This window comes from Amycolatopsis sp. WAC 04182 (assembly GCF_003947465.1).
Classification (GTDB): Bacteria; Actinomycetota; Actinomycetes; order Mycobacteriales; family Pseudonocardiaceae; genus Amycolatopsis.
The window spans coordinates 249,974-274,074 of record NZ_QHJJ01000004.1 but is presented as its reverse complement, the minus strand read 5'-3'; the positions used below and the strand labels follow the sequence as shown (position 1 = coordinate 274,074).

General features: G+C 67.2%; 23 protein-coding genes and 7 tRNA genes. 16 read left to right on the top strand and 14 right to left on the bottom strand.

Features of this window, described 5'->3' with window-relative positions:
• The first annotated feature begins 84 nt into the window (after positions 1–84).
• The gene (locus DMH01_RS21555) at positions 85–1,179 is read left to right on the top strand and encodes a S1 family peptidase (protein ID WP_125679071.1); all 1,095 of its coding nucleotides are present in this window, start codon (positions 85–87) and stop codon (positions 1,177–1,179) included.
• 85 nt (positions 1,180–1,264) lie between these two features.
• Here DMH01_RS21555 and DMH01_RS21550 read toward each other — a convergent pair whose 3' ends face one another.
• Together DMH01_RS21550 and DMH01_RS21545 are read right to left on the bottom strand one after the other, a co-directional pair.
• Positions 1,265–1,669, bottom strand: a complete 405-nt coding sequence (locus tag DMH01_RS21550; protein WP_034319994.1) for an SsgA family sporulation/cell division regulator — start codon at positions 1,667–1,669, stop codon at positions 1,265–1,267.
• Positions 1,670–1,873: 204 nt separating this feature from the next.
• Entirely contained in the window at positions 1,874–2,347 is a 474-nt protein-coding gene (locus DMH01_RS21545) for an Lrp/AsnC family transcriptional regulator (RefSeq protein ID WP_125679070.1), read from the bottom strand.
• A 224-nt stretch (positions 2,348–2,571) separates the two neighbouring features.
• Here DMH01_RS21545 and DMH01_RS21540 point away from each other — a divergent pair, with 224 nt between their 5' ends.
• Entirely contained in the window at positions 2,572–3,570 is a 999-nt protein-coding gene (locus DMH01_RS21540; RefSeq protein WP_125679069.1) for a beta-ketoacyl-ACP synthase III, read from the top strand.
• Here the strand turns inward: DMH01_RS21540 and DMH01_RS21535 are convergent.
• Positions 3,557–5,041 carry an adenylate/guanylate cyclase domain-containing protein gene (locus tag DMH01_RS21535; RefSeq protein ID WP_199745620.1) on the bottom strand — a complete coding sequence of 495 codons (1,485 nt, stop codon included), beginning with the start codon at positions 5,039–5,041 and terminating at the stop codon, positions 3,557–3,559. The genes DMH01_RS21540 and DMH01_RS21535 overlap by 14 nt on opposite strands.
• A gap of 84 nt (positions 5,042–5,125) precedes the next feature.
• Here DMH01_RS21535 and DMH01_RS21530 point away from each other — a divergent pair, with 84 nt between their 5' ends.
• A complete protein-coding gene (locus DMH01_RS21530; protein WP_125679067.1) occupies positions 5,126–5,626 on the top strand; it encodes an FBP domain-containing protein in 501 nt (166 codons plus the stop codon).
• A 59-nt stretch (positions 5,627–5,685) separates the two neighbouring features.
• Here DMH01_RS21530 and DMH01_RS21525 read toward each other — a convergent pair whose 3' ends face one another.
• Positions 5,686–6,501 (bottom strand): class I SAM-dependent methyltransferase, encoded by an 816-nt coding sequence (locus tag DMH01_RS21525; protein ID WP_125679066.1) that lies wholly within the window; start codon positions 6,499–6,501, stop codon positions 5,686–5,688.
• Between the two features lie 77 nt (positions 6,502–6,578).
• Positions 6,579–7,271, bottom strand: coding sequence for a FadR/GntR family transcriptional regulator (locus DMH01_RS21520; RefSeq protein ID WP_125679065.1), 693 nt, complete (start codon positions 7,269–7,271; stop codon positions 6,579–6,581).
• A gap of 74 nt (positions 7,272–7,345) precedes the next feature.
• On the opposite strand from DMH01_RS21520, the gene DMH01_RS21515 reads away from it, so the two are divergent.
• The 3 genes from DMH01_RS21515 (at position 7,346) to DMH01_RS21505 (ending at position 9,166) form a co-directional block, all read left to right on the top strand.
• The gene (locus DMH01_RS21515) at positions 7,346–7,972 is read left to right on the top strand and encodes a GNAT family N-acetyltransferase (protein ID WP_125679806.1); all 627 of its coding nucleotides are present in this window, start codon (positions 7,346–7,348) and stop codon (positions 7,970–7,972) included.
• Positions 7,973–8,323 (top strand): VOC family protein, encoded by a 351-nt coding sequence (locus tag DMH01_RS21510; RefSeq protein ID WP_125679064.1) that lies wholly within the window; start codon positions 7,973–7,975, stop codon positions 8,321–8,323.
• 81 nt (positions 8,324–8,404) lie between these two features.
• Positions 8,405–9,166 (top strand): sulfite exporter TauE/SafE family protein, encoded by a 762-nt coding sequence (locus DMH01_RS21505; RefSeq protein ID WP_125679063.1) that lies wholly within the window; start codon positions 8,405–8,407, stop codon positions 9,164–9,166.
• Between the two features lie 49 nt (positions 9,167–9,215).
• Here DMH01_RS21505 and hisC read toward each other — a convergent pair whose 3' ends face one another.
• Entirely contained in the window at positions 9,216–10,271 is a 1,056-nt protein-coding gene (gene hisC / locus DMH01_RS21500; protein WP_125679062.1) for a histidinol-phosphate transaminase, read from the bottom strand.
• A gap of 97 nt (positions 10,272–10,368) precedes the next feature.
• On the opposite strand from hisC, the gene DMH01_RS21495 reads away from it, so the two are divergent.
• The 8 genes from DMH01_RS21495 to DMH01_RS21460 all read left to right on the top strand — a co-directional run bounded on the left by DMH01_RS21495 (position 10,369) and on the right by DMH01_RS21460 (position 17,375).
• On the top strand, positions 10,369–11,001 hold the full coding sequence (locus tag DMH01_RS21495; RefSeq protein ID WP_034319814.1) for a dienelactone hydrolase family protein: 633 nt from the start codon (positions 10,369–10,371) through the stop codon (positions 10,999–11,001).
• A 47-nt stretch (positions 11,002–11,048) separates the two neighbouring features.
• Positions 11,049–11,528, top strand: a complete 480-nt coding sequence (locus DMH01_RS21490) for a hypothetical protein (RefSeq protein WP_233621629.1) — start codon at positions 11,049–11,051, stop codon at positions 11,526–11,528.
• Positions 11,528–12,664: a PPE domain-containing protein gene (locus tag DMH01_RS21485; RefSeq protein ID WP_125679061.1), complete on the top strand. Its 1,137-nt coding sequence runs from the start codon at positions 11,528–11,530 to the stop codon at positions 12,662–12,664. The genes DMH01_RS21490 and DMH01_RS21485 overlap by 1 nt, the downstream gene beginning before the upstream one ends.
• Positions 12,664–13,425: an ESX secretion-associated protein EspG gene (locus tag DMH01_RS21480; RefSeq protein ID WP_125679060.1), complete on the top strand. Its 762-nt coding sequence runs from the start codon at positions 12,664–12,666 to the stop codon at positions 13,423–13,425. Before DMH01_RS21485 ends, DMH01_RS21480 begins: the two co-directional genes overlap by 1 nt.
• Before the next feature lie 19 nt (positions 13,426–13,444).
• Positions 13,445–15,421: an acetoacetate--CoA ligase gene (locus tag DMH01_RS21475; protein WP_125679059.1), complete on the top strand. Its 1,977-nt coding sequence runs from the start codon at positions 13,445–13,447 to the stop codon at positions 15,419–15,421.
• Between the two features lie 33 nt (positions 15,422–15,454).
• The gene (locus tag DMH01_RS21470) at positions 15,455–17,104 is read left to right on the top strand and encodes a phosphatidylglycerol lysyltransferase domain-containing protein (protein WP_125679804.1); all 1,650 of its coding nucleotides are present in this window, start codon (positions 15,455–15,457) and stop codon (positions 17,102–17,104) included.
• A gap of 65 nt (positions 17,105–17,169) precedes the next feature.
• Positions 17,170–17,259: transfer RNA gene (locus DMH01_RS21465), tRNA-Ser, on the top strand.
• A 42-nt stretch (positions 17,260–17,301) separates the two neighbouring features.
• Positions 17,302–17,375, top strand: a tRNA-Arg gene (locus tag DMH01_RS21460).
• A 67-nt stretch (positions 17,376–17,442) separates the two neighbouring features.
• On the opposite strand, the gene DMH01_RS21455 is transcribed toward DMH01_RS21460, so the two are convergent.
• From DMH01_RS21455 to DMH01_RS21435, 7 genes are all read right to left on the bottom strand, one after another.
• Entirely contained in the window at positions 17,443–18,612 is a 1,170-nt protein-coding gene (locus DMH01_RS21455; protein WP_158633249.1) for an HNH endonuclease signature motif containing protein, read from the bottom strand.
• A 103-nt stretch (positions 18,613–18,715) separates the two neighbouring features.
• A tRNA-Cys gene (locus DMH01_RS42780) sits at positions 18,716–18,787 on the bottom strand.
• 8 nt (positions 18,788–18,795) lie between these two features.
• A tRNA-Arg gene (locus DMH01_RS21450) sits at positions 18,796–18,867 on the bottom strand.
• Between the two features lie 3 nt (positions 18,868–18,870).
• Positions 18,871–18,959 (bottom strand) — tRNA-Ser (locus tag DMH01_RS21445).
• A gap of 13 nt (positions 18,960–18,972) precedes the next feature.
• Positions 18,973–19,049 (bottom strand) — tRNA-Pro (locus DMH01_RS42775).
• Positions 19,050–19,084: 35 nt separating this feature from the next.
• Positions 19,085–19,158, bottom strand: a tRNA-Arg gene (locus tag DMH01_RS21440).
• 511 nt (positions 19,159–19,669) lie between these two features.
• Positions 19,670–20,677, bottom strand: coding sequence for a hypothetical protein (locus DMH01_RS21435; protein WP_125679057.1), 1,008 nt, complete (start codon positions 20,675–20,677; stop codon positions 19,670–19,672).
• Between the two features lie 164 nt (positions 20,678–20,841).
• Here DMH01_RS21435 and DMH01_RS21430 point away from each other — a divergent pair, with 164 nt between their 5' ends.
• Positions 20,842–22,305, top strand: coding sequence for an AAA family ATPase (locus tag DMH01_RS21430; protein ID WP_125679056.1), 1,464 nt, complete (start codon positions 20,842–20,844; stop codon positions 22,303–22,305).
• Positions 22,302–23,501, top strand: coding sequence for a hypothetical protein (locus DMH01_RS21425; RefSeq protein ID WP_125679055.1), 1,200 nt, complete (start codon positions 22,302–22,304; stop codon positions 23,499–23,501). The genes DMH01_RS21430 and DMH01_RS21425 overlap by 4 nt, the downstream gene beginning before the upstream one ends.
• Here DMH01_RS21425 and DMH01_RS21420 read toward each other — a convergent pair.
• Positions 23,498–24,067 carry a TetR/AcrR family transcriptional regulator gene (locus tag DMH01_RS21420; RefSeq protein WP_125679054.1) on the bottom strand — a complete coding sequence of 190 codons (570 nt, stop codon included), beginning with the start codon at positions 24,065–24,067 and terminating at the stop codon, positions 23,498–23,500. The genes DMH01_RS21425 and DMH01_RS21420 overlap by 4 nt on opposite strands.
• Positions 24,068–24,101 lie beyond the last annotated feature (34 nt).

The window sequence follows — 24,101 nt, the reverse complement described above, 5'->3', positions numbered from 1 at the left end:
TTCGTCCGAGTCCAGAACGCTCACCCGTCAGGGGAGGGACATCGCATGGCGAACCGGAGCCGTGCGTGATGACGAGGGAGAAGCATGAAGATCACGAAGCTCCTCGGTGTGGCCGCCACGGCAGCACTGGCCACCGGCGCGCTCGTCACGGGTACCCCCGCGGCAGCGACCTCGGACACTCTGCTGAATCAAGAAATGGTTCCCGCCCTGCAACGGGACCTCGGCCTGACCGCCGGCCAGGCACTCGCCAGGATCCAGAGCGAGACCGCCGCCGGCACGCTCGAACAGTCGCTCGCTTCGGCGCTCGCCGGCAGCTTCGGCGGCGCCAGCTACAACGAGGCCACCGGCAAGCTCCGCGTCGGCGTCACGGACGCGGCGAAGCTGGGGCAGGTCCTCGCCAGCGGCGCGGAAGCGGAACTCGTGCGCTTCTCGGCCGCCCAGCTCGATTCCACTGTGGACAAACTGAACGCGGGTGAGCGCGCGGCGGACGGCGCGATCACCGGCTGGGGTGTCGACACCAAGACCAACCGCGTGACGGTGAACGTCCTGCCGGGCAAGAGCGGCGTCGTCGACTCGTATCTGGAGAAGACCAAAGTGGACAAGGCCGCCGTCGCGGTGGTCGAGACCACTTCGGTGCCGACCCTGAAGTACGACGTCCGCGGTGGCGACGCGTACTACATCAACAGCTCTTCGCGCTGCTCGATCGGCTTCTCGGTCAACGGCGGCTTCCTCACCGCCGGGCACTGCGGCCCGGGCACGGTGACCGGCTCCAACCGGGTGGCGATGGGCTCGTTCGCCCGCGTCAGCTTCCCGACCAACGACTACGGCCACGTCCGGGTCAACAGCAACTGGGTGCCGCGCGGCATCATCAACAACGGCACCCGCGTGAGCGGTTCGACCGTGGCGGCCACCGGGGCGTCGGTCTGCAAGTCCGGGTCGACCACCGGCTGGACCTGCGGCACGGTCGGCGCCAAGAACCAGACCGTCCGCTACGCCGAAGGCACGGTCTACGGCATGACCGCCACCAACGTCCGCTCGCAGGCGGGCGACTCCGGCGGCTCGTTCATCGCGGGCAACCAGGCCCAGGGCATGTTGTCCGGCGGCAACAGCTCGGTGACGTACTTCTTCCCGGTGCGGCCGGCGTTGTCCGCGACCGGGACCTCCCTGGTCCTCGGCTGACCTCGGCCCTTGAACAGGACGAAAGGCGGACCGAGTGCCTCCAGCGCACTCGGGCCGCCCTTCGTCTTCGTGCCGCGGGAAAGTCTCAGACGTTGCTGATCTCCTCGATCAGCGCCTCGACGTCGAAGTGCTCGCTCTCGGAGCCGAGCGGGACGAGCTCGTACGTGGACTCGAGGAACGTCTCGACGTCCTCACGTTCCAGCTCGAACGACGCGTAACCGTCGGGTGACTCGATTTCGAGCGTCAGCAACGCCTCGTCCTCCGAGAGGTCGGGGCGGACGCGGACGTCGCCGAGCCCGGCGGGGTCGGTGAGGCCGGTGACGAGCAGCTCACGCGCGAAGGTCCACTCGACCCACCGGCCGCGCTCAGTCCGGAACGACACGGTGACCGCGAACGGTTCGCCGGCGTGGAAGGACAGGCGGGAAAGAACGGGCGTGCTGCTGTTGTTCAGCAGAACGAACTGGCTCTGGTGAATTGCGTCGGTGTGCACGGCCACTCCTCGGTGCTCGTGGTTCGCGCGGCGCGAACTTTTCGTCTCGGGGAGGAGATGCCCGGACGTACGCCGGATGACGCGACTGCGACGACGTTCACGCTATCGGCTGCATATGTCCATAGTGGTGTAACGCCGGGCACAGACCCCTTGCGTTCGGGCGGACACCCGTGGTGACGAGGTCGCGCTGTCCTTTTTGGACCCTCAGGGCTCCAGCGGCAGCGTCAGCCCGGTCTTGACCCGGTCCATCGCCACCGACGTCGTGAAGTGCCGCACGTTCGGGTTGTCGAAGAACATCCGCCGCGTGAACGTCTCGAAATCCGCCATGTCCCGGCAGGTCACCACGAGCACGAAATCCGCGTTGCCGGTGACGTAGTAACACTGCTGGACGTTGTCGTCCGCGAGCACCTGGCGCCGGAACCCGTCGAGGACCGCGAGGTTCTCGCGTTCCATCTCGACCATCACCACGAACGTCATCGACAGCCCGAGCGCCCGCGGCGACAGCACCGCCACCTCGCGTTCGATCACCCCGGTCTCGCGCAGCCGTTTGATCCGCCGCTGAACGGCGGCCGCCGAGAGGCCAACCTTCGCGCCGATGTGCTCGGCGATCGTGCGGGCGTCGGACTGGAGACAGGCGAGGATGGCGACGTCCATGCGGTCGAGGTCGGGTGTGTGCACCAGGTCAGGCTAGCCGGACGGCTCTCCCGGGCGCCTGTTCTTTGCTCGCGCCTCGACGCGGTGTGCGTCACCCGTTCGGGTGCTCGGCCCGTGTGCCCGGTCACTCCCGGGAGAAGATGAGAATTCTTTGAATTGTGACCCGGAACACAACTGACGGGTCTACTGAATGGTAGCGCTTACAAGTGAATGGCAGACCTCTCATTTCCCCGCGAAAGGATTCCTTGGTGCCCTCATCTCAGGCCGCCGTTCTCGCCGGTCTCGGCTCATGGCTGCCTCCGCGCGTGGTGGGCAACGAGGAGATCGCCCAGCGGCTGGACACCTCCGATGAGTGGATCCGCTCGCGGACCGGCATCGCCGAACGCCGGGTCGTCGATCCCGGAACGTCCACAGTGGACCTCGCGGTCGAGGCGGGGCGCCGGGCGCTGGCGTCGGCGGGGGAGACCGCGGCGGACGCCGTCGTGCTCGCGACGTCCACGGCGGACCAGCTGTGCCCGGCCAGCGCGCCGCAGGTCGCGACCGAGCTCGGGCTGAACGGTGTCGCCGCGTTCGACGTCAACGCCGTGTGCAGCGGGTTCGTCTACGGGCTCGCCACCGGCGCCGGGCTGATCGCCGCCGGGATCGCGCGGCGGGTGTTGGTGATCGGCGCCGACGTCTTCACTTCGCTCGTCGACCCCGAAGACCGCGGCACGGTGCCGATCTTCGGTGACGGCGCGGGTGCAGTCCTGCTGCGCGCGGGCGACCCGGACGAGCTCGGCGCGCTCGGCCCGTTCGACCTGCACAGCGAGGGCGCGCTCGCGGAACTGCTCTGGGTCGAGGCCGGCGGCGCGAAGAACCGCCGCTCGGACGACCCGCGCGACCACTATCTGGTGATGCAGGGCCAGACCGTCTTCCGGCACGCCTGCGCCCGCATGGCCGAATCGGCGCGCACGGTGCTGGACTCCGCGGGCTGGGTGGTCGGCGACATCGACCGGTTCATCGGGCACCAGGCGAACATCCGCATCCTGCAGACCTGCGCGAAGCAGCTCGGTCTCGCGGAGGACGTCATGTACTCGAACATCGAGAAGGTGGGCAACACGAGCGCCGCGTCGATCCCGATCGCGCTGGCCGACGCGGCCAAGGAAGGGGCGCTCCAGCCGGGGCACCGTGTCGTGATGGGTGCCTTCGGCGCCGGGCTGACCTGGGGTTCGACGCTGCTGCGCTGGCCGGACGTCATTCCGGGCTGAGCGCGCTCGCCTCCCAGGCGTGCGTCGGCTCCTGGCGCCCTCGCAGCTCGAGTTCCGCGTACGGCTTCCAGTGCGCGCGCTCGCTCTCCAACGCCGCCTCGAGCACCGCCTCGCTCGCCAGGATCCGGCCGTCGGCGGATTTCGCGTGCTCGGTCAGGCGCGCGGCCTCGTTCACCGCGTCGCCGATGACGGTGTACTCGAACCGGCTGCTGGTCCCCAGCTGACCGGCGAAGACCCGCCCGCTCGCGACGCCGATGCCGAGGTCCAGCTCGCCCGTCTCCTGAACGGCGTCCCGGATGGCCCGCGCGGCCGAAAGCGCCGCCGTCGGCGCGTCCGCGAGCCTGGTCGGGGCGCCGAAGACGCAGAGCGCGGCGTCACCCTGGAACTTGTTGACCAGCCCGCCGCGTGCCCCGACCGCGTGCACCACGCTGGTGAAGAACCGGTTGAGCGTCTTCACGAGATCTTCGGGCGGGGTGCGGCTCGCCAGGGCCGTCGAATCGACGACGTCGACGAACAGCGCCGTCACCTCGCGCACGTCACCCGAAAGGGAGGCGCCGTACTCGAGCGCGTGCCGCGCGACCTCGTCCCCGACGTGCCTGCCGAACAGATCCCGCATCCGCTCCTGCTCGCGGAGCCCGGCGGCCAGGTCGTTGACCGAGGTCTGGAGCAGGCCGATCTCGCTGGAGTCGTCGACGTCGACCACGATCTCCTTGTTGCCGCGCGCGATCTCGTCGAGCGCGACCCGCAGCCGGTGCAGCGGCGTCGCGACGGCCTTCGCGAGCAGGCCCGTCCCGATCGCGCCGACACCGAGACCGATCGCCGAAAGCATGATCAGGCTCGCGACGTGGTCGCCTTGGCCGAGGTCCGGCGGGGCGGCCACCAGCAGCACCCCGAGGAACGGCACGCCGCTCGCCAGCGACCAGGTGACGACCACCCTGGTCCGCACGGTGACCCTGAGCGTTCCCTTCGGCGGCGTCACCTTGAGCGCGATCGTCATCACCGGCCGCGCGACCCATTCCGCGGCGAGATAGGTGAGGCCGACCGTGGTCAGCCCGCCGAGCCCGATCACCAGCGCCATCCCGAGCGCGTCCATCCAGGACCCGAGCACCCGCGCGAGCGCGCCGAGCACGATCGTGCCGATCAGCCACAGGGTCCCGCTCACGATCCCCATGTCGACCGGGAGCCGGAGCGCCAGTTCGGCCTCGGCCTTCGTCGGCGGGCGGCCGAACACGAACCAGACCGCCGTGCGCCGCTGCAGCCATGCCGTCCACAAGGTGCCGACGATCAGCGACAGCGCGACGATGCCGGCCGCGGTGACACCGAGGATCCAGCCGCGATCGCCGACCTCGCTCGGCAGGCCCTGCAGGAGCAGGAGCAACGCGACCACGCCGGCACCGCACACACTGGATCCGACGCCGAGCGCGGCGAAGCCGAGACTGGTCCTGAGCACCAGCCGGAACCGGCTCGACATCGTCATCCCGCGCACCCGGTGATCGTATGACCTCCGGCGAAAAACGGTTCGCCCGTTCTCGGGTGCGCTGGTTACCGTGCGGGTATGGAACCGCTGGGCCAGGACGAGATCAGAGCGTCCTTCGTGAACTGCACCCGAGGCGAGGCCAAGGGGGTCACGCTCCCCACCCGGCCCGAAGAGATCCCTTGGGAGAAAAGGGAATTCCTCGGCTGGCGCGATCCGAAGGCCGCCTCCCGGGCGTATCTCGTGCTGCCGTACCGCGGGGAAACCGTCGGGCTGTCCCTCCGTGCCGCTCCCCGGCCGAAGGGCCGTGTCCTGCTGAGCAACATGTGCGGCCTGTGCACGACGACACATCCCCTGTCCGACATCGCGCTGTTCTCCGGCCGCCGCGCCGGGAAAGCCGGGCGGGAAGGGAACACGCTCGGCATCTACGCGTGCGCGAACCTCGCGTGCAGCCAGTACATCCGCGGCGAGTTGCACTCGGACGTGCCGCAGCCGTTCGAGTCCCTGACGCTGGAGGAGCGGGTCTTCCGGCTGGAGGACAAGCTGCACCGGTTCGTCGAGCGGGTACTGGAGCCACGCTGACGCCTCGTGAGTGGCTAGGACGGTTAGAACCGTCCTAGCCACTCACGAGCCGCGTTGCCTCAGAACCGCATTCGCAGGATCCGCCCCATCTTCTTGAACGCCGGGAACAGCCCCGCGACCCACAACTGCGCCCGCATCGACGCCGAAATCCGCGCCTTCACCTCGGGCGTCGCGTAATCCGTCGAGTCGAGTCCCGACACCAGCGTCAAACCGAGCCGTTCCAGTTCGGAGATCTCGTCGATGCCCCAGTACAGCGTCGCCTTGGCCTTGCGGACCACGGGATTCAGCTTCTGCAGTTTGATTCCCAGCCTGCTGAAGATGTCGAAGACCATTTCGCCGCCCTGCGGGAAATGCGCGATCAGCCGCCGCAGCAATTCCTCGCCTTCGGACGGCCGCAGGTACATCGTCAGCCCCTCCGCGATCACCAGACCGGGTTTGTCCGACGGGATCTCGTCGAGCCAGCCGAAGTCGGTCACGGACGAGCCGATGGTCCGGTAGCCGTCCCGCGCGGGGTAGATCCGGGCGCGCAGGTCGACGACCTCGGGGTAGTCGACGTCGAACCAGCGCACCGAAGGCGGCGGGTCCACGCGGTACACGCGGCTGTCCATCCCGCAGCCGAGCTGGACGACGGTCGCGTCCGGGTGTTCCCGCAGGAACGCCGAAGCCCAGTCGTCCATCGGCTTGGCCCGCATCGCGACGGTCAGGCCCATGTCGGCGTTCACGCCGAGCGAAGCGAAGTCGTAGTCGATCTGCTTGACGGCCTCGTCGGCGGCCTTGTCGCCGAGGATCGGCCGGTCGCCGCGGGCGTCGAGCGCCCGGCCGTACAGCGTCGCGAGCATCGTCGCCTTCTCTTCGGTGAACCGGACCTTCTCCACCGCACACCCCCGTCAGAAGTTTCACAACCTTCTGAAAACTCTACCCGTGCGGCTCCGCGAGCGCCATCAAGGAAGCGTCAATCCCGGGTCGTGTAGTCGTGGACGTAGGTCTTGGCGTCGAGCAGATGCCGCAGGGTGATGTCCCGCGCGGCCGCCGCGTCCGAACCGCGGATCGCTTCGAGGATCGAGCGATGCTCGTCGACGGCCTTCCGGATCTGCCCCGGAAGCCGCAGCGCCGCCCGCCGTTCCTCGCCGACCAGGGACAGCACCGAACGCAGCAGATCGGTGACGTCGTCGTTGCCCGCGTTCTCCGCGATCACCCGGTGGAATTCGGCGTCGGCCGCGATCACGCGCAGCATGTCGCCGTCGGCCGCGGCCCGGTCCATCTCCTCGACGGTGCCTTCCAGCCGGGCGAGCACCCGCGGCGTGTGGTCGAGCGCGAGCCGCTCGGCCAGTGTCGGCTCGACGGTGGTCCGCAGGTCGAACAGCTTCTCGACGAGCTGCTCGTGCTCGGAGAACCAGCCGCGCAGGGGCCGCTCGTCGATCTTCTCGCGGACGTACGTGCCCGAGCCCGGCCGCACCTGCACGTAACCGATGGAGTCCAGCACCCGCAACGCCTGCCGCAGCGAACCGCGGCTGATCCCGAGCTGTTCGCAGAGCGCCCGTTCGGCGGGCAGCCTCGATCCGGCGGGGAGCCTGCCCGAATCGATCATCGTGCGCAGATGATCGACGGTCGCACTCCACACCTGTTCGCGCTCGTCGTCGGCCACGGCGCCATCCTCGCAGGTTCGCCTGCTCGTCCGGGACTGTCGGTGGCCGATGCCATCATCGAACGATGACTGGGGTGGCAGGACTGATCAAGGCATGGGTGCACGGCTGGGCGCTCTCCCGCGGCGTCGGTGTCCCGGTGGCCGAACCGGACGGCTACCGGCTCGACGTCGGGCGTCCCGGGCATCGCGTGAGATATGTGCTGGCGGACGCCGGATCGGTGGCCAGCCGGGCCCGTTCGCTGACCGAGCCGGGAACGTGGCTCAAGGTGAGCGGCCCGCGGGACGAAGTGGCGAAGACGGTCCCGCCGGAATGGGAGGTCGGCCCGCCGGAGTACTTGATGAGCGCCCCGATGGCGCTGCGGCCCGTGATGGCCGCGCCCGAGCCGTACCGGGCGGAGCTGGTCGGCGACGGCGTGGTCACCGACGTGGTGGTCCGCGCGCCGGACGGCTCACGCGCGGCCACCGGCCGGGTCGCGATAGCCGGCGGCACGGCGGTGATCGACCAGGTCGTGACGGAGCCCGAGCACCAGCGGCGAGGGCTGGGCAGATTCGTCATGCGCAGGCTCGACGAGGTGGCGGTCGCCGCCGGGGCGGAGCGAGCGGTCCTGGTCGCCACGGAGGAGGGCCGCGCGTTGTACCTGGCGCTCGGCTGGACGGTCGCCGCGGAGATCACCGCGGCTCATCTGCCGGAGGAGAACTGAATGGCGGCGGTGTTCAAGGACATCTGTCTCGACGCGAACGACCACCAGGCCCTCGCCGACTGGTGGTGCGCCGCGATGGGGTACGTCCGCCGCCACCGGGACGAGCGGCCGGTGGAGTGGCCGGTGGCGATCGAGGATCCGGCCGGTCGCGGCCCGCTGATCTGGATCAACCCGGTGCCCGAAGCGAAAACCGTGAAGAACCGGATGCACATCGACGTCTTCGGCTCCGCGGGCGAGCTGGTCGCCGCCGGGGCGAAGCTCGTGCGGGCCAAGGGCGGAGACGTCGAGTGGGATGTTCTCGAGGACCCGGAAGGCAACGAGTTCTGCGTCTTCCCGCCGAACGAGACATAACGGGCTCGTTGAATGTTCGACTAGACACATCCGGAGCGCGAAAGGAGGTAACGGTGCTTAGGGTGCGGACGTGAGCGCTTTATGACGTGGTGGCACGCGGTAGTGATCTTCGTCGCGGGGCTCTGGGCGGGCACCATCAACACGGTCGTCGGCTCGGGCACGCTGGTGACCTTCCCGGTTCTGGTCGCCCTCGGCTACTCGCCGCTGACGGCGACGACGTCCAACGCGATCGGCCTCGCTCCCGGCACGGTCAGCGGGGCGATCGGCTACCGGGAGGAGCTCAAGGGCTACTGGCCCCAGGTCGCCAAACTCGCCGTGGCGTCGTTCCTCGGCGCGATCTGCGGGACGATCCTGCTGCTCTCGTTGCCGAAGGACGCTTTCGAGACCGTCGTACCCGCGCTGGTCGGGCTCGCGGTGGTGCTCGTGATCGTCCAGCCGCGCGTGGCCGCCTGGGTCGCGAAGCGCCGCGAGGAGAACGGGACGGTCCACAAGATCGGGCCGCTCCTGCTGTTCCTGATCTTCCTGATCGGCATCTACGGCGGATACTTCACGGCCGCGCAGGGCGTGATGATGATGGCCGTGATGGGGATGCTGATGTCGGAGTCGCTGCAACGGCTCAACGGCGTCAAGAACGCCCTGTCCGCGGTCGTGAACATCGTCGCGGGCGCGATCTACGCCTTCATCGCGCCGGTCAGCTGGCCCGTGGTCGCGCTGCTCGCGGTCGGGTCGACGATCGGCGGCCAGATCGGCGCGAAGATCGGCCGCAAGCTCTCGCCGAAGGTGCTGCGCGGCGTGATCGTCGTGATCGGCCTCGCCGCGATGGTGCAGCTGCTCCTCAAATAGGAACGGCCCGCACTCCGTCCACGAAGTGCGGGCCCGCCGCGAAGCCTTGTCAGCGCGGGAAATCCCCGGCCGCTTCGAGGAAGAGGTCGTTCTCCTCAGGCGTCCCGATGGTCACTCGCGCGCCTTCTCCCGCGAAGGGACGCACGATCAGCTTGCGCTCCAGCGCGTGCTCCGCGAACTCGGTCGTCCGCTCGCCCAGCGGCAGCCAGACGAAGTTCGCCTGCGTCTCCGGTACCTCGTAACCCTTGGCCACCAAGGCGTCCCGGACGCGAGTGCGCTCCGAGACGATCTCCTTGCAGCGTTCCAGCAGCTCGTCGGCCGCGTCGAGCGAGGCGATGGCCGCCGCCTGGGCGATCATGTTCACCGAGAACGCGACGTAGACCTGCTTCAGCGCGACGGTGATCGCTTCCGGCGCCACCGCGTAACCCACGCGAAGACCGGCGAGGCCGTACGCCTTCGAGAAAGTCCGCAGTACGGCGACGTTGTCCCTGCCACGCGCCAGTTCGACGCCGTCCGGGACCTCGGCGTCGGTCACGAACTCCTTGTACGCCTCGTCGAGCACGACGAGCACCCCCGAGGGCACGGCGTCGAGGAAACGCTCCAGTTCCGCCCGCCGCACGACCGTCCCGGTCGGGTTGTTGGGGTTGCACACGAAGACCAGCCGCGTCTTGGGCGTGATCGCGGCCAGCATGGCGTCCAGGTCCAGCCCATGCCCGGCGGTGAGCGGCACCTTCACGCTGACGGCGTTCGCCACCTGAGTGACGATCGGGTACGCCTCGAACGAACGCCACGGGAAGACGACCTCGTCGCCCGGGCCGCACAGGGCCTGGATCATTTGCTGGCAAAGGGAAACCGAACCGCAGCCGACGGCGATCCGCTCGACCGGCTCGTCCAGTTCGCGGGCCAGCCGCTCGACGAGCGCGGACGCCGTGATGTCCGGGTACCGGTTGATGCCCCGCGCCGTCTCGGCTATGGCCTGCGCCACACTCGGCAGCGGCCCACCGGGGACCTCGTTACTCGCCAGCTTGATCGCGCCCTGGATTGTCCGGCCAGGGACGTACTTCGGCAACGATTCGAGATCCGCACGCGGCGAAACAGGTGACATCTTCGGCGCTCCTACGTCTGGGGGACGGCTCCGACACCGTATCCTCCCGTGCGAACGCAAGCTCCGAATATTTACCTAAGAGTGGTCTGATGGAGGAATGACCCTCACGACCACCGTGGAACACCAGCACGCCGACGGCCACACGCTGCGCCTGACCTTCGCCGAACCGGATGGTGTCGTCCGCGGCGGGCTCGTGGTGCTGCACGAGGAGGCCGAAGAGGTCGAAGAGGGTTTGGGCCTGCTCCTGGCCGGTCTCGCCGGCGAAGGCTGGCTCACCGTCACCCCGCATCTCGACCGGGACGACCTCACGCAGCAGGACCTCCTCGAAGCCACCGACGCGACGCTCGCGTGGCTCGGCGAGCGCGGTATCCAGGCGGATCTCGTCGGTGTCGTCGGGTTCGACCTCGGCGGGACGGCCGCGCTGGTCGTCGCGTCGAACCGCAGGCTGGGCGCGGCGGTCAGCGTCGGCGGGCAGGGCGTCACCGGGCTGCCGGTCCTGGTCGAGATCGCCGGACGGCTCACCAGCCCCTGGCTCGGCATGTACGGCGACGCGGGCGACGAGGCCGGAGGCGCCGAGGTCGAACAGCTGCGTGACGCGGCGGCGACGGCGAACGTCGCGACGAACGTCGTCCACTACCCGGGCGCCAACCACCGTTTCGACGCCGACCCGGACGCGGCCGCGGAGGCATGGCAGCGCACGCTGAATTGGTTCGACGCCCACCTGCGCTGACCCGTTCGCGCTAGCATTCCCCTGAGATGTGACAGGGGAGGGGTCCGATGGCACAGTCACCCAAGCTACCCGCGACGCCACAGGCGGCGTTCGGAGCTTCGGCTCCGGCCTTGGCGCCGGTGGCGGGTCAGATCAGGGACTCCAAGACCGATGCCAAGAAGGGGGCCGTCAAGGTCTCCGAGGACGCCGCCAAGAAGCTCGTCGACGCGCTGCTGAAAGCACGCCACGAGCTCAACGCGCTGATCAAGGACTCGACGGAGTTCAACGCGCCGTTGAAGCTGGGCGCCAACTTCGTCGGTCACACAATGAGCGAACGCTTCCAGGGCGCCGCGAACAAGGGGACCGAAGCGGCCGTGCCCGTTCTCAAGGACTTCGCCGTGGTGCTCAAGGATTTCCAGCTCACCGTGATGGCGGCGCGGAAGATGTACGTCGCCGCGGACGAGGAAGGCCAGGAGCAGCTCGAACGGGTCGCCCGCCGGTTCGACATGGAGGACATCGTCGACCACGAGCGGAAGGACGAGCACTGATGCGCATCCTGCCCATGCCGTGGCCGCCGCGGGAGCCCGAACCGCAACCGGGCCCCGAACACCTCAACGCCGACATCGACTGGATGAGCTACTCGCATCGAGAGCTCTACCAGATGGTCCACGACGAGCTGGACCTCGCGAGCGCGGAAGCCGTCGCCGCGCAATGGACGAAGATCAGCGCGTTCCTGGACCGGGTCGGTTCCGAACTCCGGGCGGCGCTCGTCGCCACCGCCGACGGCTGGACGGGCGAGGGCGCGGACCGGGCCCGTGACGCCGCGATCAAGCTCGTCGACTGGGCGGGAGAGACGGGCTGGCGCGCGGAGAACGTCGCGAACTGCGTGCGCCGCCAGGCGGACATCGCCGACACCGCGCGGCGCACGATGCCCGAGCCGCCGGGATACCTGCCGCGGCCCAAGCTGCCGGAGGCGCCGAAACGCCGCCCGATCCCGGTCTCGGATCCGGATTCGACGCAGGCCATGTCGGCCTCGCCGCCGTCGGGAGGCGGTTTCGCCGAGGCGGGCCGGATCATCGCCGAACCCACCGACGAGAGTTCGCAGGATCTGCACCGGCAGGCGGCCGACGTGATGACGCGGATGCAGCGCAGCTCGGGCGAGGTCTACGAGAACGTTCCGACCTTCACCTCGTACGGCAAGCAGCCGAAGATCCTCGAGACACCCGAAGAACCGGAACCGAAGCCCGAACCGACACCGGAACCGGTGCCGCCGCCGGACGACACCACGCGCAGCAGCGGCGTCGACGACACCGCCGCCCCGATCCAGGTGCGGGAGCCGGTCGAGGCGCCGCGTCAGCCCGGGGCGAGCAGCGGCGCCTTTTCCCCGCCGCCACCCGGCACGTCCGGTGGGACCCAGGAGCAGCTCGGGCAGGGTGGCCGCTCCGGTGCCGGCGGGTTCGGGCCGTCCGGACAGCAGCCGGGCCAGGTCGCCGGGACCCGCGCCGCGGCCGCGGGGATGGGCGGCGTCGGCGGGATGCCGATGGGCATGATGCCGCCGCAAGGGCAACAGGAGGGCCAAAACCGCAAGACTCCGAACTACCTCGTCGAGGATTCCGACGTCTGGGGTCTCAACGGGCAGGTGACCCCGCCGGTCATCGGCGAAGACCCGAGGACCGACCGCTGATGGACTGGATCCGGCTGCACGTCGGCGAGCTGTTCCTCCTCTGGTCGGCGCACGGACGCGACGAACTGCCCGCGGTGCTGGAGATCCCGCACGTCGGGCGGACACCGGAGTTCCGCGCGGAACTGGTCGCCACGGCGAGCGCGACGCTGTCCGAACGCGGCCTCGGCACGGTCGACGCGCCCGCGCCCGAGCTGGTGCGGCTGCTGCACACCGTCGCGAACAGCGAGCTCACGCTGGACTTGAGGCTCGACGGCGACCCGGCGTACCGGGCCGTCGGCTGCGTGTCCGACCGCGGCGCGGTCGCGATCGGCGTTTCGGGCACCGACGTCGAGCTGTCGGCCCTGCGGGAGCCGCTCGTCGCCGCGACCCTGCTGCAGGCGTTGCCCCCGTGCGAGCAGGGACGGGGTCTCTCGGTCAACCTGCGCGTCGACGACTACACGGCCGCTTGCGAGGCGGGGGAGCGTGGCGGGCAGCCGGCGTTCTCCGACGTCCTGCGCGACGCCGGGCTGCGGGAACCCGAGGTCATCGTGATGGTGCGCGTCGTGACGCAGCGGATCGGCGGCGGACGGCTCGGTGCGGCCAGGAAGTCGTGGGAGGGCCGCTGGGTGCGTGGCGAGGGCACGTTGACCTGGGTGGACACCCCCGACGGGCGCTACGGGCTTCGTCGCGATCGAGGGTGGCTGACCGTCACCCCGCTCGACGCGTCGCGGCTCAAGACGATGGCGTACGAGCTGTTCACGGGGGCTCGCCAGTTCGGTTAACGAGGGTTAACATCGCGGGGTGACGCACACCGCCGACGCCCCAGAAGTGCTCTGGCGCCCTGAGCCGAGCCGCCTGCCCGACACCAAGATCGACGCGTTCCGCCAGTGGCTGCGCACCGAACGCGGCGTGGAGGTCGACGACTACACCGCGTTGTGGGAGTTCTCCGTCCAGCGCGGGCCGGAGTTCTGGTCCGGCGTCGCCGACTTCCTCGGCGTGCGCTGGCACGACGAACCCGGTGCGGTGCTCACCGGCGAGATGCCGCACGCGCGCTGGTTCGAAGGCGGCACGCTCAACTACGCCGAGCATTCGCTCATGCCCGGTGTCGCGAGCGCCGCGAAGGCCGACGACGAGGTCGCCGTGATCTTCCACCGCGAAGACGGGCTTTCGTCGCAGCTGACATACGGCGCTCTGCGGTCCGCCGTCGCCTCCGCGAGGGAAGGGCTCCGCAAGCTGGGAGTGTCCAAAGGGGACAGGGTCGTCGCGCTGGCGCCGAACTGCCCGCAGACGCTGATCGCCTTCCTCGCCACCGCGAGCCTCGGCGCGATCTGGTCGTCGTGCTCGCCGGACTTCGGCGTCCGCGCGATCACCGACCGCTTCGCACAGATCGAGCCGAAGGTCCTGATCGCCGTCAACGGCTACGTCTACAATGGACGGTGGTTCGACAGCCGGTCGACGGTGAACGCCCTGCGCGACGAGATCTCCACGCTCGAAGCGACCGTGCTCGTCGACTACGCCGGCGGCCGCCTCGACGGCACGCTCGACTGGGACACGCTGCTCGCCGACAACGCGGGCGCGGAACTGACCTTCGAGCCCGTCGAATTCGGCCACCCGCTGTGGGTCCTGTACTCCTCGGGGACCACCGGCCTGCCGAAGGGCATCGTCCACGGACACGGCGGCATCACCCTCGAACACCTCAAAGCCCTTGCCCTGCAAAGCGATCTCGGTCCCGGCGATCGGTTCTTCTGGTTCACCACCACCGGCTGGATGATGTGGAACTTCCTCATCTCCGGCCTGCTGACCGGCACCACGATCGTGCTCTTCGACGGCAGCCCGGGGCATCCGGACCTGAACGTGTTGTGGCACTTGGCCGAGCAGCACCGCGTCACCTACTTCGGCACGTCGGCGCCGTACATCCAGAGCTGCCTGAAGGCCGGCATCAAACCGGCCGAACGGTACGACCTCACCGCGTTGCGCGCCTTGGGATCCACCGGCGCGCCGCTGAGCGTCGAGGGCTTCCGGTGGATCGTCGACGAGGTCGGCAAACGCGTCCAGATCTGCTCGGTGTCCGGCGGCACGGATCTCTGCGCGGCGTTCGTCGCGTCCGCCCCGGACGTCCCGGTCTGGCTGGGCGAGCTCTCGGTCCGCGCGCTCGGCGCCGCCGTCGCCGCGTTCGACGAGGCCGGGAAGCCCGTGGTGGAGACGGTCGGCGAACTGGTGATCACCGAGCCGATGCCGTCGATGCCGGTGTTCTTCTGGAACGACCCGGACGGCTCACGGCTGCGCGAGGCGTACTTCGAGATGTACCCCGGGATCTGGCGGCACGGCGACTGGATCCGGATCACCGGACGCGGCTCCGCCGTCATCTACGGGCGCAGCGACTCGACGCTCAACCGTGGCGGCGTCCGGATGGGAACGGCCGAGTTCTACCGCGTCGTGGAGTCGTTCGACCAGGTCGCGGACTCGCTGGTGATCGACACGTCGGCGGCGGGGAACGAGGACGGGCAGCTGCTGTGTTTCCTCGTGCTGGCCGAGGGCGCGTCACTCGAAGAGGTCGAGCCCGCTCTGCGCAAGGAACTGCGCGGGGCCCTCTCGCCGCGGCATGTGCCCGACCGGTTCGTCCGGGTGAGTGAGGTGCCCCGGACGCTCAACGGCAAGAAATGCGAGGTTCCGGTCAAGAAGATCCTTTCGGGGGTTTCACCTGACCGCGCCGTCAGCCGGGATGCCCTGCTGAACCCCGACGCCCTTGTACCGTTCGTGGAGCTGGCGAGGAGCTGAACGTAGGGACGGAAGTTGGCGGGCGCTTGGCGGGTGGCGGGTGCCACCTCGGTGGCGGTGATCACCTGGGTGACACGGCTGGCCGGACTGCTGGCCCTGGTCTCGGTGCTGGTCCCGGCCGGGCGGCGCACCCTGCGCGGACACGTCGCCGAATGGCTGGAACTGCCGCACGAGGCCACGGTCGGCGCGGCGACGGTCGCGCTGGTGACCGGTGTGCTGCTGATGCTGCTCGCCACCGGCCTCAAGCGGCGCAAGCGCCGGGCCTGGCAGCTGGCGGTCGCCACCGCCGCGCTGCTGACCGTGTCGCACCTCGGGCTGCGGCACGCCCTCGGCGCCGGTCTCGTGTCGCTCGCGCTGCTGATCGCCCTGACCGCGACGCGGCGCCACTTCATCGCGCTCCCCGATCCGGTCACCGGCCGGTGGCGCGCGGTCCGGGTCTTCCTGCAACTGACGGTCGCCGGCGTCGCGATCAACTTCGCGCTGCTGTCGGTCGCGCCTGTCGACGCGGGTGTCGGCGACCGCCTGGCGCAGTCGACGCTGGCCCTGATCGGTGTGAGCGGTCCGGTGGTGTTCCCCGCGCTGTGGCTGGAAGACCTGTCGGCCGCCGTCGGCCTGCTGTTCGGGATCGGCGCCGTGCTGCTGGCGGCCTACTTCCTGCTCCGCTCGGCCGAACCCGCGCCGGAGCTGACCGACGACGAGGTCGAGCGGCTCCGCGGGCTGCTGGAGGAGCGGGACTCGCTGGGGTACTTCGCCCTGCGCCGGGACAAGTTCGTGGTGTTCTCGAAGTCGGGGAAGGCCGCGGTGACCTATCGGGTGATCGCCGGGGTCGCGCTGTGCTCGGCGGACCCCCTCGGTGACCCGGAAGCGTGGCCCGGTGCGATCGAGGAGTACCTGGACGTCTGCCGACGGTATGCCTGGACCCCGGCGGCCATGGGCTGCTCCGAACTGGGCGCGACCGTCTGGGCCCGCTTCGGACTCGAGGTGCTGGAAATCGGCGACGAGGCCGTCGTCGACACCGAGACCTTCACCCTCGAAGGCCGCGTCATGCGCGGAGTCCGCCAAGCCGTCTCGCGCACGAAGCGCGCCGGCTACACCGCGCGCATCCGAAAAGCCGAAGACTTGCCTCTCGCCGAGCTGGACGAACTTCGCACCCTCGCCGCCACCTGGCGCGGCACCGACACGGAACGTGGCTTCTCGATGGCGCTCGGCCGCATGGGCGACCCCGGCTCGATCCTGGTGACCACCGAACACGACGGACGCGTGCGCGGAATCCTCCAGTTCGTCCCGTGGGGCGAGAAGGGCCTCTCGCTGGACGTCATGCGCCGCGACCGGACCGCCGACAACGGCGTCAACGAACTGATGATCTCCGAACTCCTCCTGACGACCCCCGCCCAGCACGTCTCCCTGAACTTCGCCGCCTTCCGCGCGGTGTTGGAGCAAGGCCAACGCATCGGCGCCGGCCCCGTCGCCCGCCTGTCCGCCCGGACATTGCGATTCTTCTCACGCTGGATCCAGATCGAGACCCTCTACCGCTTCAACGCGAAGTTCCAGCCGCGCTGGGTCCCGCGCTACCTCGCCTACCCCGCGGCCCGCGACCTCCCCCGAGTCGGCGTCGCCGTCTTCGAAGCCGAAGGACTCGGCGGGCGCCCATATCGCCTGCTCAGAGCCCTGCAACGCGTCTAAGGGGGGTGCCTTCCAAGGGGGTCCGCGGGGTGTGTAACCTATTTGAGCAGTGGTCGTTGGGCCTGGGAGGCTTCGCCTAGTCTGGTCTATGGCGCCGCACTGCTAATGCGGTTGGGGGTAACCCCCCCTCCCGGGTTCAAATCCCGGAGCCTCCGCTGGTACCTGTTCCGGCAGGTGCTAGATTGATAACTGAACAAGCGCCCGTAGCTCAGCTGGATAGAGCATCTGACTACGGATCAGAAGGTCAGGGGTTCGAATCCCTTCGGGCGCACGTCTGGTTGAGACAGCACTAAGGCCCTCCCGTTCGCGGGAGGGCCTTTTTGTCTGTCCGTTGTGGACTAGCGGTGCAGAGCAGCAAGCCTGGCGCGCAGGTGCTTCTTGAAGGCCGCTCGGTCGCGCCCGTACGTCTTCGCGGCGTGACAGTTGGGACAGAGGGCAATCATGGCTGTGGGGTGATCGGAGCCACCGCGCGCCCGATCGTCAATGTGGTCAACTTCGAGGATCGCAGAGCCGTCGGGCTTGGTGTCTCCTGGCATACCAGTGCACCGGTCGTTTTCGCATTCATCGTTGGCGCGAACGCGTACTGCTTGGCGAGACTTAACGCTGCGGCGGTAGTGGTTGCGACCTCGCCTAGTTGGTCCCGGCTCTTCATCGTCGGGATTCTGCGGATCGCCGATGTCCTGAAGATACTGTTGATAGGTCTTCTGGCGGGCCTGCTTGCTGGCGTTCTGCGCAGGCGGCTTGGGTGGAGAAGTGTCTGTGATCTCCTGATCATCGATCAGTGACTGCACGTCAGACGACCAGGTGTCCACATCCGGGCTCGGCACCGCCATCATCTGAAACGCGTACTCGAGGCGTAACTCCTTCTTGTTGTCTGGAGACCACACTTGCGCTCGGTTGAGGACAGCCACCCACGTGACGAACCTGAAGACACCACCCAACGGGCGATACCAGTACCGCACTGCATGACGCTTCCTGCGGGCTTCCTCGAGCATCTTGTTGCCCGGTGCGTCCAGTCGTTGCTTGCCAGTCTGTCCTTCACCGCGATACTCGAACGGCGTCACCAGGTTTGGCGGCTCGTCTGAGTAGGGCCCTTTCTCGTCGGAGAAGGCGTTGACGACAGTCTCGCGGGGAAACTTGATAATCCCCGCATACTTGATGCCGCCATAGGCATGGTAGATGGCGGTTCGGTCTGGGTACTCGTCTCCCACCTTGGGCGGCCGTAACTCGACGGTCGTGGTGATCGTGAAGTCCAGCCGCTCCAAGAGCTCTGCGACTTCGGCGGCCGTCTTGTTGAACTCGGTGGCAGGCAGTGCGCCGCGGTCAGGATGCTGGACGCCGTAGGCAACGCTGGCGATTTGCTTGGGGTGGTAGTATTTGCCGCCGAACTCGAGGACGTAGTCCCGAGTGGGGCCGAAGCCGGGCACAGAAGCCCCAAGGTCGACTACGTCGCACTGTCGCAACGCCTCGACCACAGCCTCGCTGCTCGTAAGCTCATCCAGGGACACGGAACCTCCCGTTCGAACGTGTGTCCGAAGATAGCGCACGGACTTGCGGCGGTGGAACTCTGGTGCCGCGTGTGCCATCCGATTCGCTCGGTAGGGGAACAAGAGACCCACCCGGGAGTCGAACCCGGAGTCCAACGGCTTTGCAAGCCGCCGCACGACCGTCGTGAAGTGGGTCGGAGTTCGTGCCCTCGGCAGGAGTCGAACCTGCGTTCCCGGCTTCGGACGCCGGCGTCGTATCCGTTGGACCACGAGGGCTTGCGGAGGATGCAGGATTCGAACCCGCGCGACGCTCTCGCGCCGACCACCGTTTTCGGGACGGTTGCCTTACCTGGCTCGGCCAATCCTCCGTGCTGCGCTGCTTGGTCGGACGCCCGCGACTCGAACGCGGTGACTCCTGATCCCAAATCAGGCGGGGTGGCCAGTGCCCCTCGCATCCGTCGACCGGCGTATCCCCCTCCGATACGCCGACCAGTACCCCTGCCAGGACTCGAACCTGGGACCTCCGCATTCGTAGTGCGGCGCTCTGTCCACCTGAGCTACAGGGGTGAGGTGGAGACGAGTGCACGCCTCCACCGGCGCTCGTCCTGGCTGCCTCTTTCGGCGACGGGGACGAGCTTTGGGAAAAGTATTCAATTCTCAAGGTTCGCGCTGAAATGGGCAGCGTCGAGCACCGGCGGGAGGAGTCGAACCCCCTGGATACGGTTTTGGAGGCCGTTCCGCTTCCCAAGCTCGCCGATAGATAATTGCTTTTGGCATATCAAAAGAGAAGCCGCCCGGATCAGTTTCCTGATGGGCGGCTCCCTAACATCATGTGCGCTATGGCGTCATGATGGGGAGCCCTCGTCGACCAGAACCCGCTGGTCAGCCCGGTGTGAACGTCGCCAGGAGCAGCGCGACGGACATACGGCGATGGGCGCGACGGCTGAATGCCGGCGCTGCGCCTTTCGCTCGTGCCTGTTCATCATGGCTGCTCCTGTGTCTGGCTGGTGGGTCAACTATGACCTACCAGCTGCTCCAACGCAACGCATTTGCGGTGTAGCGATCAGGGTATGGACGACTAGTCCTGCGGCGGCCCGTCGAACGACACTTCGAAGAGGTGCTCCTCCGGTCGCTCTGCCGTCAGCCACAGAGGGAAGTGTGCTTCGTAGTTTGCGTTAGGGTCGACCCCCTTGAGCCAGAACAGCGGAAGCTTGCGCTCCATCGCGTTCCGCAGGGCGACGTTGTCAGAGTGGAGCGGGTCTTCACCTCGATACTTGTAGCGAAGAATTCGGCCACTTCCGTCCAACTCGTCTTCGTACGGGCGTTCTTCGGTCGGGCGCCTGTACACCGTCTTTATCGACAAGGCGCTACCGAGTTTCGCTGGCTTGTGAATGCCGGACTGAGGGTTGAGGACCGCGATACGTGTGTCTTCGAAGGTGAAGTTGGTCAGCTGCGCAAACGGGATCGGGCCACCGTTCTGCGCTGCCAGGTCTTCGAGCCACTTGAAGACTGCTTTACGGACCGACCGTTCAAACGCGATGGGAACTTCCTTGCTTTTTGACCGCGGGGTCGGAGATAGCTTCGAGGTCGTTGTTGGTGTCTCGCGTTTCAGTACGGCGGGACGGAGGAAGACTGGCGGGACGAGTCGGACTGCGCTCCGGAGTTCGTCAACGACGCTAGGAGCGAAGTGCTCGTAGAGCACGTCGGCCGCTGAGAAGACGCCACGAGGTTCGTCGAGGACGTTCACTACTTCATCGCGGAGGCTGCCTCGTGCTCCGTTGTCCCGTAGCCACTTCGCTGACCGAGGCGTTTCGGCGATGGGTGACCCATCTCCTGTCAGCGGAGTCCATAACGTCCGTTCCAGCTCCCAGAAGGGCTGTGATGCAGGCACCTTCCGCAGGCTGAACCGATCGATCAAGTGATCAAGAGGAGCCTCCGCGGCTGCGAACGTCGTGACAGAGGAGCGCTCATCGAGATATCGACCGAAGAGCCAGAGCAGCAACAAGGGCTTGTGCAGCGCGGGCTGGGCTCCGACCTTCTTGGTCTGAAGCTGACGAAGCTGCTCGTGCAGGCCGTTCTCGTCCACAACCACCCCTCCGTGTGACGCAGACGACTGAGTGTAGTGGCGCGAAGGTTGCGTACGTGCAACTCCCGGCACGAAGCGTGCCCGCTATCGGGAAGGCATGCCCTGGGGCTGCTTACCGCGCGTGGCGTGACGGCTCGTCGCGTGCTCGCCGGTACCTTCGGTTCATGACTGAAGCGGAGGAATGGACGCCCGAGAGGTTGCTCCGAGACGGCCTGGGCGAGGTCGATCTGGACTCACCCAGTGGGACGAAGTTCTCGCGCCTTGAGTACTACCTAGGAAGCGTTGCTGGCATCCGAGCGACTCGCGTTGCTGCAATTCAAATCGGCAGGGCGGCCGAGCTGGCTGGTCAGCTGGACCGTTCAACACGGGTCGAGAACGCTGAGCTCGTGGTGGTGGTCGTCCCTTCAACTGACACCGACCGTGCTGTAGGCGCGCTGCGCGAATACCTGCGCTCGAATGAGACGCCTGCCGCGCTTCTTCTCGGCCAAGATGGGGCTGGCTGGGATGTCAAGTGGGTCGGCATGCAGATCGACGCCGAGATCACGTCCGCTGAAGAGGTAGCCAAGTTCTTCGGGAAGTTGCTGGAGCGTGTCGTGGTCACGGATCGGAAGGTGAGGACGCCTGCACATCCGCTGGTCATCGACGAACGAATCCGACGCATGCTTCGGTTGTCGGTGCGGTCCAGTAAGTCAGTAATGTTGGTTGGCCCGCCCGGAACAGGGAAAACTCAGCTGGTTGGCGAGCTCATTGAAGAAATCGGTAGGGACCCAGAGTCCTTCGGGATGGGGCTAGTACACAACCCACTCATCGTTACTCCGGATGAGTCATGGACTACCCGAGATCTGGTTGGCGGCGACACCGTTGACGACGACGGGCACTTGCGATTCAGTCCGGGGCACGTGCTTGAAGCCATTGCAGAAGATCAGTGGCTTGTCCTCGATGAGGCAAATCGTGCTGATCTGGACCGAATCTTCGGCGGGTTGTTGACGTGGCTCTCTGGCAAGGAGGTCATGGTTGGTCGAGTCAGTCCAGATCCGAGGTCGAGCCCGATCATCCTTACCTGGGGTACGAAGCCGGAAAGCGTTGTTGTTGGAGAAGAACGCCTTCGAGGAGAAGGCTCATCGAACGAGCCGATCTACTACGTGGCTGGGACTGACTGGCGACTCATTGGTACCTACAACGCTGTCGATGCGCAGCGCGTGTTCCGGTTCGGTCAGGCACTCGGTCGACGCTTCAGTCATGTTCCGGTGTCAGCCCCGGTAGGTGATGAGTTCTCCGAGGCCCTCAGGAACAGGATCGCTGGGGCCGACGCGCAAGTGCCAGAGCCGCAAGCAGAGCGTCTTCGCGACATTCTGGAACGTATCTATGCTGCTCAAGTCGACGTTCTGGACCCGATGGGGCCTGCGGCGCTCCTTGATGTTTCCGACTATGTGGCTTCGGGGCTGCTGGCAGATGCTGAGTCTGGCCTCACGCAGTTGGTTGCCGAGGGCTATCTGGCGTGCATGGGATCCTGGCTGTCCGGCTACGACGGAAGCAGGCTGAGCAGGCTAGGAACTGAGCTGGGCTCAACTGCGGTGCTGGGTGATCAGTGGGATTGGCTGCTTGACCATCTGAAGGCTCTTCGATGACGAAGAAGCTGTCCTTTCCTGAGGACGGTCTTGTGGAACTTTTCCGTAGCTGGTCCGGTAAGGGTGAGCTGTATGCGGGCTTGGCCGCGGTCCTCAGCGAGGACGAATTCGAGTGGACGGAGAAGGATGTCGAGCGTCGAGCACACCTCATCCTCTTCGAACAATGCCGACCTCTGATTGAGCAGCTACCTACGAACGTCCAGGACTGGTTGAAGGTCTTACCCGTTGTCAGCCAAGCCGAGACGGTGCGCAGCCGGTCTCCGCGGGGAGCTATCGACTGGCCGGCTACTCGACGGCAGGGGTGGCCGCCGACCGAATTTTTCGGGCGCGCCCGTCGACGTGGGGTGGACGACGAACTACTGAGCACCTTGCGCTGGACGGTCGAGCGTCTCATTGCAGTACACCTGCATGCCAAGGAGATGCGTCCTACGATCGGAAAGAAGGTTCAGGTACAGCTGTCCACTTTGGACGAGCTGGTGGCGACGTCGGAGCTGCAAGCTGTGGAAGCTGAGCCACCGGATCGGCTGATGGTCGAAGGAATCCGGCGTGCCGGACCGTTGTGGCGGGTTGTCGGAGATCTGTCCGATCTGCTCCGCCAGGAGGAAACCAGTGATCTGGCTCGGCTTGCTGTCGAGCTGCTGACTCCAGACGACGAGATCAGGTGGCGGCTTTTTCACCTTTGCGTATTAGGAACGATGCTCGGTGTACTGAGAGAACAGAAATGTCGGCCGGTTAGCCGTCGTCCGCTGGCTGGACGCTCGCGCGGTCCCGCGTTTCGAGTAGAAGTTCCTGGTGCAGCGCCGTGGGATTTGTGGTTCGAAGCGTCGGAAATCTGGGACTTCACCAAGAACACCGAACCTTACGTCGAGGCGACCCGCGGGTTGGTGCGCCGTGGCTATGTTCGGGGTGCGGACTTGTTCCTGATGGACCCTGCAAACAAGCGCGGGGTGGTCATTGAATGCAAGTACACCGACAAAGGTGTGTACTTGCGGAGCGGCTACGACCAGGCTCTCGCCTACTTGGTCGAGGCCAGGACGTCGCTCATAGACGAGGGTGAGGCGTTTGTCGTAGCACCGATCGAGGCTGTCCCGAAGGTGGGGGTAGGGCACACGATGGCAGGTCCGCTCACGTACTGCGCGCCCGAACACCTCAAGGCCGAATTGACGCGGGTTTTCACCAAGTGGCTAACTAGTTAGTCTCCGAACACGCTGGTCAGGGCCTGTCGGATCAACCCCGCCAGATCCGCCTCCCCGCCAGTCTCCGCCCACCGAAGCAGCGCCACATGCGCCGCCCCAAGGCACGCCATCGCCGTAGCCCGCACCTGAAACTCCTCGTCCGGCGAGGGCGAAGAACGACAGAGAGCGGCCACGATCGCATCGGCCGTCGCGTACTGGCTGTCCAGATGCCGCGCCCGCAGCGCCGGCACCGAGATCATCAGCCGTAGCCGCGCCAGCAGAAACGCCTTCTCCTGCGACGACCCCAAAGCGGCGGTCGACTCCAGCGCACGCCCGATCCGCGCGGACAGAGGCAAAGAAGCTGGCTGCCCAAGCACGGCAGAAGCCGTCACGGGGTCGTATTCGTCGTAGAGGACCAGGTCCTCCTTCGTGGGGAAGTGCCGGTAGACCGTCATCGCCGAGACGCCGGCGGCCGCGGCGACGTCGGCGACGGTGGTCGCGTCGTAGCCGACGTCGGTGAAGAGGCGGATCGCGTGCTCCTGCAAAAGAAGCCGGGTTTCGGCGCGCTGGCGGTCTCGGAGGCTCACGTGGTAGACACTATCAAAGTGTTAGTCACTAACA